We start from the raw sequence: 9,563 nt of genomic DNA on the forward strand, positions 1-9,563 counted from the left end.
GTCACGAAGGGCTCCGGGGGCTCGTGCGGCGGGGGTGACGCGGGTCAGCGCCGGCGCGACTGCAGCCGGGTCGCGATCTGCCGCAGCCGGGCCTGGTTCTCCGGCTTGGACATCTCACGCCGGCCGCGGTCGACCAACTGCTGGCCCCGCGGCGACCGCAGGAAGGCGGTGATCCGTTGCATCAGCGACATGGTGTCCTCCGTCCCGCGGTCCCCTTCATGTGTACCTGGGACCGGCAAGCCCCGTGATACCCGAATCGACCCTTCGGCAACCACTCGTCCGGCTCAGCCCAGGATCTCGGCCACCACCTCGCCGGCCCGCCATTCGTGCTGGGCGTACGCGTCCGGGAACGCCGAGATCTGCACCGCCTGGGCGGCCACCGAGAGCGGCAGGTCCTGCCAGCCGGGGATCTCCTCCAACGCGGACAGGAAGGCCTTCGTCGCGTACTCCGGGTCCATGAGCTGCTCGACGGTGCCCCAGCCGCTGCTCGGCCGCTGCTGGAACAGCCCGACCGAGTCGTGGTCCCAGCCGATGGCCTGGTGCGGGTAGTTCTGCGACTCGGGCAGCACGCCGCTGGCGTAGTTGAGCAGCGTGCTCTCCTGCATGGCGGTCGCCACCGCGATGACCAGGGCCCGGCGCGGCACGCCCATCTCCTTGCCGGCCTGCACGATCTTCTTGGCGTTGTTCATCTGGGTCCGGTCCAGGCCGGCGACCGGGACGATCTGCCGGACCGTCTTCGTGGGCTTCGGCTTGGGCTTGGCGGTCGCCTTCGGGCTCGCCGTCGCGGACGGGGCGGCGGTGGTCGGCGCGGTGGTCGGGCGGGCGCTCGCGCGGGAGGCGACGTCGGCCTCCGTGCGCTCGGCGACCTCCGCCGAGGGCGCCGGGGCGGCGGCGCGCTCCGGCGCGCCGAAGCCGGCCTGGCTGACGCCGACCAGGCCGAGGCAGCAGGCCGCGCCGGTGGCGACCGCGAGCCTGGTCCGGCCGGGCCGGGGGTTCATGGGGGCCCAGAAGCGGGTACGCCGGAAGAGTCCCTGGAGCCTCGTCGAACGGTTGGTGGAGGGGGTATCGTCCGAACGGTCGGCCGGGCGGCCGGAGCCGAACGGGTCGTCGAGGGTGCCGTCGCTACGCATCCGACGAGGCTAGGCAGGGCAAACCGGGATCACCCAGGCCTATCGAGTGGCCCTCGCCACACTTCGGCCGACCCGGGCCGGACACTCGCGGCCTGCCGCGCCCAGCCCACCACAGACCTCGGGAACCCGGCGAATCACCCGCCGGCCACGCGCCGAAACTCTCCCGGCACGAACCTCGTAGATGTCCCGCTCCCGCCCGATGATCGACTAACTCGTCCGTTCGGACGATCCGGATGTCGGCCGCCGGACCGGGGCGTAGCCGAATCGTGATCACCATCCGGGCATCAGAGGTGTCCGTAACGGAATGGACCACACCCCCCGGTACGTTTGCCGAACCGGGGAGACCGCACGTTCGGCGCTCCCCCGTACGCGTCGACAGGGAGGACCCCACCGGTGCTCGATCCACACGAGCTCTACGAACTCACCGACGAGCTGCCCGAGCTCGGCCAGCCGGTGCTGATCCAGGCGCTCACCGGCTTCGTCGACGCCGGCAACGCCACCCGGCTCGCCCGGGAACAGCTGCTCACCTCGCTCGACGCCCGGACGATCGCCCGCTTCGACGTCGACCAGATCTTCGACTACCGCTCGCGCCGCCCGGTGATGACGTTCGTCGAGGACCACTGGGCCGACTACGACGCCCCGGCGCTGGAGCTGCACCTCCTGCGCGACGACGACGAGACCCCGTTCCTGCTGCTCACCGGCCCCGAGCCGGACCTGCAGTGGGAGCGTTTCGTGGCCGCCGTCGCCGGCCTCTGCGCCCGCCTCGACGTCCGGCTCACCGTCGGGCTCAACTCGATCCCGATGGCGGTGCCGCACACCCGGCCCAGCGGCGTCACCGCGCACGCCACGCGCAAGGACCTGATCGCCGGCCACGAGCCGTGGCTGCAGAAGGTACAGGTGCCGGCCAGCGTCGGCCACCTGCTGGAGTACCGCCTCGGCGAGCAGGGCCGCGACGCCCTCGGCTTCGCCGCGCACGTGCCGCACTACGTGGCCCAGGCCGAGTACCCGGCCGCCGCCGAGGCGCTGCTGTCCGCCGTGTCCCGCAGCACCGGCCTGCTGCTGCCGGTCGAGGACCTGCGCACCGCCGCCGAGGCGGTCCGGGTGGAGATCGACCGCCAGGTCACCCAGACAGAGGAGGCGGCCACGCTGGTGCGGGCGCTGGAGGAGCAGTACGACGCGTTCGCCCGCGGCCGGGGCGAGAAGAGCTTGCTCGCCGGCGAAACCGGTCCGCTGCCCACGGCCGACGAGCTCGGCGCCGAGCTGGAGCGCTTCCTGGCCGAGCAGACCCGCCCCGGCGACACCCCGGAGCGCTGAGGCGGCGGGACGGGCGGCGATGCGGCAGGCTGGGGCCATGCGCCTGGCGACCTGGAACGTCAACTCGGTGAAGGCCCGCCTGCCCCGGCTGCTCGACTGGCTGGCCACCACGAAACCCGACGTCGTGTGCCTGCAGGAGACCAAGTGCCCGGACGGGGCGTTCCCGGTCGCCGAGGTGGGCGAGCTGGGCTACGAGGTGGCCAGCCACAGCGACGGCCGGTGGAACGGTGTCGCCGTCCTGTCCCGGGTCGGGCTCACCGACGTGGCGGTCGGCTTCCCGGGCGAGCCCGGCTTCCCCGAACCCGAGGCCCGCGCCATCTCGGCCACCTGCGACGGGCTGCGGGTCTGGTCGGTGTACGTGCCGAACGGCCGCACGCCGGACGACCCGCACTACGCGTACAAGCTGGCCTGGTTCGCGGCGCTGCGCGACGCCCTGGAACCGGAGGTCGCCGGGCCCCTGCCGGTGGCCGTCTGCGGCGACTTCAACGTCGCGCCCACCGACGCCGACGTCTGGGACCCCGCGCTGTTCGCCACCTCCACCCACGTCACCCCGGCCGAACGGGCCGCCCTGGCCGCGCTGCGTGACCTCGGGCTGGAGGACGTGGTGCCGACGCCCATGAAGGGGCCGCACCCGTTCACGTACTGGGACTACCGGGCCGGGATGTTCCACCAGAACAAGGGCATGCGGATCGACCTGGTGTACGCGAGCGCGCCGTTCGCCCGCGCGGTCCGCTCCGCGTACGTGGACCGGGAGGCCCGCAAGGGCAAGGGTCCCTCGGACCACGCCCCGGTAGTGGTCGACGCCGACCTGACGCCGGCCGTCGAGACGTTCTGAGTCCGAGGCTCGTTAGGGTGGACGTATGGCAGTCGTGAAGATCAACGCGATCGACGTCCCGCCCGGCGCCGGCGAGGAGCTGGAGAAGCGGTTCGCGGCCCGGGCCGGCGCGGTGGAGAACTCCCCCGGTTTCCTCGGCTTCGAGCTGCTGCGCCCGGTCGCCGGGGAGAGCCGCTACTTCGTGTACACCCGCTGGGAGAGCGAGGAGGCGTACCAGGCGTGGGCGCAGGGCCCGTCCCGGGCCGCGCACGCCGAGGGCGGCGAGCCGCGCAAGCCGGTCGCCACCGGCGCGAACCTGCTGGAGTTCGAGGTCGTCCAGCAGGTCCCCGCCAAGCCCTGACCCCTCCCCCTCCCCATCCCCCTTCTCCGTCGATCATGAAGTTAGCGGCGCTCGACGTCCGTTTTGTCACCGCCAACCTCATGATCGACGGGGCGGTGGCCCGTCAGGATGCCAGGGACGCGAAGACGATCACGTTGTCCTGGTAGCCGGTGCGGCCGCCGACCCACTCGCCGCCGCACGTGATCAGGCGCAGCTCGGCCGGACCTGAGTCGCCGTAGACCCGCGCGGCCGGCAGGTTCGCCTTGTCGAAGTACTCGACGCTGTCCACCTTGAACGTCACCACGCTGCGGTCCGCGCGGGTCACCTGGATCCGGGCGCCCGGTTTGAGCGAGCGCAGCCGGTAGAACACGGCCGGGCCGCTCTTGGTGTCGACGTGGCCCACGATGATCGCCCGACCCGGGTCGCCGGGCACCGCTCCCCTGTCGTACCAGCCGGTCTGGTCGTGCTCGGTCAGCGGCGGTACGTCCACCGAGCCGTCCTTCGCCTGCCCGACCGGGGTGACCGGCGCGTTGACCTTGATGGCCGGCACCGCCAGGCGTACCGGCCGGCTCGCCGGCTTCCGGGCCGGAGCGGCAGCGCTCGCCGGGGCCGCCGCCGCGCCCGAACCGCCCGATCCGCTCGACTCGGTCGACGCGTCGGCGAAGTCGAACGGCCCGGCCGTGCGCCCCAGCCCGGCCCCGGTGGCGAACACACCGACCAGCACCAGCACCACTGCCAGCGGCTTCGACCAGGAGCCCCGGCCCCGGCCCCGCCCGCCCGGCGACGCCGGTGGCGGCTCGACCGGCGGCGGCCCGGCGGGGCGTGGGCGCAGGGCCGGCGGATCGGCCGACGGCGGATACCACGGTCGCGACGCGGCGGGCGGCGGCATCCACGGCCGCGCCCCGGAGACCGGCACGGCAGACGACCCGGTCCCGGCGGACGGACCCGTCCCGGCGGCAGACCCACTCCCCGAGCGCGGGCCGGTCCGGGGCGCGGCGGCCGGATCAGCCCTGGAGAACCGGGCGACGTCGGCGGGCGGCCCGGCCCGGGACGGCCGGGCCGAGCCCGTGGGCGGCGCGGCGGGCGGGGGCAGAGCCACGAACGGCCAGCCGGAGCGCCGGGAACCGGCGGACGGAGGGACGAAGTGCTCGGCCATGGCGGGCCTCAGCGTCCGGCGGCGCCACGGGCGTGGCGGCGGGACGCGGCCACACCGAGCCCGGCGCCGACCATGGTCACTGCCAGTCCGACCGGCACCAGCAGGCCGCCGAGGCCGGGACCGGCCGTGCCGCCGAACCCGGTCGCCGGGCCGCGGCTGGGCAGGTGACTGGGCGGGTGGGTCGGCTGCCGGGTGGGCTGCCCCTGCTTGACCACCTGGAGCATGGTGGAGGCGGTCTCCCCGCCCGGGCACTCCAGCTTGACCCGGTAGTTGCCGGGCCGGGTGCGCTCGTGCACCATCGGCGTGGCGGTGAGCAGGCCGCGCTGCGGCTGCACCTGGATCTTGCCGAACGCGTCCGAGGTGACGATCGCCGGCACGGTGTTGTTCCGGCAGCTCGCCCGGATGCCGACCAGGTAGCCGGGCGACACGGTGCCCGGGGTGACCTCCACGAAGATCACGTCGGCCGGGGGCTGTTCCGGCACCGGCTCGGCGGCGCGCGGCGCGGCCTGGGCGGGCAGCGCGCCGACCAGCGGGGCGGCGCACGCGGCGACCGCGACCAGCAGCGCCTCACGTACCCTGAACGACCCCATGACCCCTCCCGGCGTACGGGATGAATCCTCTCACCCCCGGCCGCACATCACATCCGATCCGGGCTAGGCTCGGCTCGTTGTGACCCTCACCGACCTTCCCGCCGCCCGCATCCGCACCTTCCATCCGCGTCGCGGGCGGATGAGCGACCGGCAGCGCGACGCGCTGGACCGGCTCTGGCCCGCGTACGGCCTCAGGATCGCCGCCCTCGACGGGCCGTGCGATCCGGCGGCGCTGTTCGGACGGCGGGCGCCGCTGGTGCTGGAGATCGGCTCCGGCATGGGCGACGCCACCGCCGCCATGGCGGCGGCCGACCGGGACCGACACTATCTGGCGGTCGAGGTCCATACGCCGGGAATCGCCAACCTGCTCGACCTGGTGGAACGCCACGGTCTGGACAACGTACGGGTGGCCGAGGGCGACGCCCTGGACCTGGTCCGGGCCATGCCGGAGGGCTGCCTGGACGCGGTGCACGTCTTCTTCCCGGACCCGTGGCCGAAGACACGCCACCACAAGCGGCGGATCATTCAGCCGGCGCACGTGGCGCTGCTGCGGTCCCGGCTGGCGCCGGGCGGCACGTTGCACTGCGCGACGGACTGGGCCGAGTACGCCGGGTCGATGCGCGAGACGCTCACCGCCGACCCGGAGCTGGTCGACGTACACGGCGGCTACGCGCCGCGTCCGGCGCACCGGCCGGTGACGAAGTTCGAGCGCCGCGCGCTGACCGCGGGCCGGGAGGTCTTCGACCTGATCCACCGGCGGCGCTGAACCCGTTGCGCTGAACCCGGTTGGCGCGGCGCGGTGTGATCCAGGCACGATGGGAGCCGCCATGACTCTCACCGCCGCGCTGCCGAAGACCGCCGATCCCGACACCCTCTACGACGCGTTCGCCTCCTGGGCGTCCGAGCGCGGCCTGAATCTCTATCCCCATCAGGAGGAGGCGGTCATCGAGATCGTCTCCGGCGCGAACGTGATCATGAATACGCCGACCGGCTCGGGCAAGAGCCTGGTGGCGATCGCGGCGCACTTCGCCGCGCTGGCCGACGATCGCACGACCTTCTACACCGCGCCGATCAAGGCGCTGGTCTCGGAGAAGTTCTTCGCGCTCTGCGAGGTCTTCGGCGCCGAGAACGTCGGCATGCTCACCGGCGACGCCAGCGTCAACGCGGACGCGCCGATCATCTGCTGCACCGCGGAGATCCTGGCCAACCTGGCGCTGCGCGAGGGCCGCCGCGCCGACGTCGGCCAGGTGGTCATGGACGAGTTCCACTTCTACGCCGAGCCGGACCGGGGCTGGGCGTGGCAGGTGCCGCTGATCGAGCTGCCGCAGGCCCAGTTCGTGCTGATGTCGGCCACGCTCGGCGACACCACCCGCTTCGTCGACGACCTGAGCCGGCGCACCGGGCGGCCGACCGCCGTCGTCCGCTCGGCCGAGCGGCCGGTCCCGCTCCTCTTCTCGTACGCGACCACGCCGCTGCACGAGACGCTCGAGGAACTGCTGGAGACCAAGCAGGCCCCGGTGTACGTGGTGCACTTCACGCAGGCCGCCGCGCTGGAACGCGCCCAGGCGCTGATGAGCGTGAACGTCTGCACCCGCGCCGAGAAGGACATGATCGCCCAGGCGATCGGCAACTTCCGGTTCACCTCCGGCTTCGGCAAGACGCTGTCCCGGCTGGTCCGGCACGGCATCGGCGTGCACCACGCCGGCATGCTCCCGAAGTACCGCCGCCTGGTCGAGACGCTCGCCCAGGCCGGCCTGCTCAAGGTCATCTGCGGTACGGACACGCTCGGCGTCGGCATCAACGTGCCGATCCGCACCGTGCTGTTCACCGGTCTCTCGAAGTACGACGGGGTGCGGACGCGCCTGCTGAAGGCCCGCGAGTTCCACCAGATCGCCGGCCGGGCCGGGCGGGCCGGGTTCGACACGCTGGGCCGGGTCGTGGTGCAGGCCCCCGAGCACGTGATCGAGAACGAGAAGGCCCTCGCGAAGGCCGGTGACGACCCGAAGAAGCGTCGCAAGGTGGTGAAGAAGAAGCCGCCGGAGGGCTCGATCGGCTGGGGTGAGCCGACGTTCCAGCGCCTGGTCGAGGCCGAGCCGGAGCCACTCACGTCCAGCTTCCAGGTCAGCCACTCGATGCTGCTCAACGTGATCGGCCGCCCCGGCGACGCGTTCGCCTCGATGCGGCACCTGCTCACCGACAACCACGAGGACCCGGCCGCGCAGCGCCGGCACATCCGCCGGGCCATCGCCATCTACCGCGCGCTGCGCGCCGGCGGCGTGGTCGAGGAGCTGCCCGAGCCGGACGAGACCGGCCGCCGGGTACGCCTCACCGTCGACCTCCAGCTCGACTTCGCGCTCAACCAGCCGCTGTCACCGCTGGCGCTGGCCACCGTGGAACTGCTCGACCGGGAGTCACCGTCGTACGCGCTCGACGTGCTCAGTGTGATCGAGTCGATCCTGGACGACCCGCGCCAGGTGCTGTCCGCGCAGCAGTTCAAGGCCCGCGGCGAGGCGGTCGCCGCGATGAAGGCCGAAGGCATCGAGTACGAGGCACGCCTCGAACTGCTCGACGAGGTGACCTGGCCCAAGCCGCTGGCGGAGCTGCTGGAGTCCGCGTACGAGATGTACCGGCAGGGCCACCCCTGGGTCGCCGACCACCAGCTCTCCCCCAAGTCGGTGGTCCGCGACATGTACGAGCGGGCCATGACGTTCCCCGAGTACGTCCAGTTCTACGGGCTGTCCCGCTCCGAGGGGCTGGTGCTGCGCTATCTCGCCGACGCGTACAAGACGCTGCGGCAGACCGTCCCCGAGGACGCGAAGACCGAGGAGCTGGTCGACCTCATCGAGTGGCTGGGCGAGCTGGTCCGCCAGGTCGACTCCAGCCTGATCGACGAGTGGGAGCGGCTGCGCAACCCGTCGGACGTGGCCGAGGTCGCCGCCTCGCTGGACGACCGGCCGCCGGCTGTCACCCGCAACGCGCGGGCGTTCCGGGTGCTGGTGCGCAACGCGATGTTCCGTCGCGTCGAGCTGGCCGCGTTGCGCCGCTGGGACCTGCTCGGCGAGCTGGACGCCGGCGACGGCTGGAACGCCGACGCCTCACCCGCCGCGCTGGAGCCGTACTTCGAGACGTACGACGCGATCGGGGTGGGGCCCGACGCACGCGGACCGGCGCTGCTGATGATCGAACAGGGCCGCGAGAAGTGGACCGTACGGCAGATCCTGGACGACCCGGACGGCGACCACGACTGGGGCATCAGCGCCGAGATCGACCTCGCCGCCTCCGACGAGACCGGCGCGGCGGCGGTCCGGATCACCGACGTGGGCCAGCTGTAGGACTACGCGAAAAAGGGCCGCCCGGGATGTCCGGGCGGCCCTTTTCGTGCCCTGGGCGATGTCAGACCTGTCGATTAGAATGTATGTACTAATCGAGCTGTTGACCTGGGAGGATGCTCGTGACTGCGCCCACCTCCGCGACCCCTGTCACCCCCTACGCCACCCTCCTCGGATTCACCCGGTACGTCGACCGCACCGGGCCCACCAAGGCCACCTTCGTCGGCGGGCTGCGCCGTCAGCGGGCCAGCCGGCACGGCTTCAACCCGCACGGCCAGTTCGTCAAGGCGCTCAAGGCCGACGTCGCGTTCCACACCGGCGGCACCCACCTCGCGCAGGTCGCCGACCTGGTCAAGCCGCGCTGGCGCCCGCTCTACGAGGCGCTGGTGCCGGGCGCGACCCGCTGGCTGCAGTCGCTGGGCGAGCCGGCCGGCGTCGACCTGGCGCAGACCCGCGACGCGCTGGCGATGCTGGGTGACCTGCCCGTGAAGATCAACCCGCAGTTCGGTGTGCGGTACGCCGACGGCCGGGCCGAGGCGATCCGGCTGCACTTCGACGAGGCGCCGCCGAGCGAGGAGGCGACCCTGGCCACGCTGCACCTGATGGCCCGGCACATGGACGCGGTGCTGCCGCACGCCGAGCCGGTCCCGCTCGCCGTGCGGCGCGGCGAGGCGCACCGGATGCCCGCCGACGTCAAGCCCGAGCAGATCGAGCAGTGGCTGGCCGGTGAGGCAGCCGCGTTCCGCGCCATCTGGTCCACCGCCGCCTGACAGTGAGGATGTAGGGGTGGGGTCACCCGGCCTGGTCTGACTCACCGCCTGACCGACGTTGCTGTCCTGGAGCGGATCCGTCGGCTTGGTCCGGGTGACCCCGTTCCTGCACGTCACTGG

10 protein-coding genes are annotated in these 9,563 nt (G+C 72.8%); 6 read left to right on the forward strand and 4 right to left on the reverse strand.

Going from position 1 to position 9,563, the window contains the following annotated elements; translation table 11 throughout:
* Positions 1–44 precede the first annotated feature (44 nt).
* Both BAW75_RS32225 and BAW75_RS04500 read right to left on the reverse strand, forming a co-directional pair.
* Complete coding sequence (locus BAW75_RS32225) at positions 45–191, reverse strand: hypothetical protein (RefSeq protein WP_166456378.1); 147 nt, start codon at positions 189–191, stop codon at positions 45–47.
* 93 nt (positions 192–284) lie between these two features.
* Positions 285–1,130: a peptidase M23 gene (locus BAW75_RS04500; RefSeq protein ID WP_104112745.1), complete on the reverse strand. Its 846-nt coding sequence runs from the start codon at positions 1,128–1,130 to the stop codon at positions 285–287.
* Positions 1,131–1,523: 393 nt separating this feature from the next.
* Here BAW75_RS04500 and BAW75_RS04505 point away from each other — a divergent pair, with 393 nt between their 5' ends.
* Genes BAW75_RS04505 through BAW75_RS04515 form a run of 3 tightly spaced genes read left to right on the forward strand, consistent with a single transcriptional unit; the run spans position 1,524 to position 3,619 of the window.
* A complete protein-coding gene (locus tag BAW75_RS04505; protein ID WP_104112746.1) occupies positions 1,524–2,444 on the forward strand; it encodes a proteasome assembly chaperone family protein in 921 nt (306 codons plus the stop codon).
* Between the two features lie 37 nt (positions 2,445–2,481).
* Positions 2,482–3,279 (forward strand): exodeoxyribonuclease III, encoded by a 798-nt coding sequence (locus BAW75_RS04510; protein ID WP_104112747.1) that lies wholly within the window; start codon positions 2,482–2,484, stop codon positions 3,277–3,279.
* Between the two features lie 25 nt (positions 3,280–3,304).
* Positions 3,305–3,619 (forward strand): antibiotic biosynthesis monooxygenase family protein, encoded by a 315-nt coding sequence (locus BAW75_RS04515; protein ID WP_043325067.1) that lies wholly within the window; start codon positions 3,305–3,307, stop codon positions 3,617–3,619.
* 103 nt (positions 3,620–3,722) lie between these two features.
* Here the strand turns inward: BAW75_RS04515 and BAW75_RS04520 are convergent, their stop codons facing one another.
* Together BAW75_RS04520 and BAW75_RS04525 are read right to left on the reverse strand one after the other, a co-directional pair.
* A complete protein-coding gene (locus BAW75_RS04520) occupies positions 3,723–4,514 on the reverse strand; it encodes a class F sortase (RefSeq protein WP_244206011.1) in 792 nt (263 codons plus the stop codon).
* Between the two features lie 248 nt (positions 4,515–4,762).
* Positions 4,763–5,344 (reverse strand): hypothetical protein, encoded by a 582-nt coding sequence (locus BAW75_RS04525; protein WP_043325069.1) that lies wholly within the window; start codon positions 5,342–5,344, stop codon positions 4,763–4,765.
* A gap of 79 nt (positions 5,345–5,423) precedes the next feature.
* On the opposite strand from BAW75_RS04525, the gene trmB reads away from it, so the two are divergent.
* The 3 genes from trmB to BAW75_RS04540 all read left to right on the forward strand — a co-directional run bounded on the left by trmB (position 5,424) and on the right by BAW75_RS04540 (position 9,443).
* On the forward strand, positions 5,424–6,110 hold the full coding sequence (trmB, locus tag BAW75_RS04530; protein WP_043325070.1) for a tRNA (guanosine(46)-N7)-methyltransferase TrmB: 687 nt from the start codon (positions 5,424–5,426) through the stop codon (positions 6,108–6,110).
* Positions 6,111–6,171: 61 nt separating this feature from the next.
* Positions 6,172–8,676 carry a DEAD/DEAH box helicase gene (locus BAW75_RS04535; protein ID WP_104112749.1) on the forward strand — a complete coding sequence of 835 codons (2,505 nt, stop codon included), beginning with the start codon at positions 6,172–6,174 and terminating at the stop codon, positions 8,674–8,676.
* Positions 8,677–8,795: 119 nt separating this feature from the next.
* Positions 8,796–9,443, forward strand: coding sequence for a hypothetical protein (locus BAW75_RS04540; protein ID WP_104112750.1), 648 nt, complete (start codon positions 8,796–8,798; stop codon positions 9,441–9,443).
* Positions 9,444–9,563: the final 120 nt, after the last annotated feature.

Source organism: Micromonospora chalcea (assembly GCF_002926165.1).
GTDB lineage: Bacteria > Actinomycetota > Actinomycetes > Mycobacteriales > Micromonosporaceae > Micromonospora > Micromonospora chalcea.

Coding starts and splice junctions, on each gene's coding strand:
- BAW75_RS32225 (WP_166456378.1), bottom strand. CDS start 191: ATGTCGCTGATGCAACGGATCACCGCCTTCCTGCGGTCGCCGCGGGGC.
- BAW75_RS04500 (WP_104112745.1), bottom strand. CDS start 1,130: ATGCGTAGCGACGGCACCCTCGACGACCCGTTCGGCTCCGGCCGCCCG.
- BAW75_RS04510 (WP_104112747.1), top strand. CDS start 2,482: ATGCGCCTGGCGACCTGGAACGTCAACTCGGTGAAGGCCCGCCTGCCC.
- BAW75_RS04515 (WP_043325067.1), top strand. CDS start 3,305: ATGGCAGTCGTGAAGATCAACGCGATCGACGTCCCGCCCGGCGCCGGC.
- BAW75_RS04525 (WP_043325069.1), bottom strand. CDS start 5,344: ATGGGGTCGTTCAGGGTACGTGAGGCGCTGCTGGTCGCGGTCGCCGCG.
- BAW75_RS04535 (WP_104112749.1), top strand. CDS start 6,172: ATGACTCTCACCGCCGCGCTGCCGAAGACCGCCGATCCCGACACCCTC.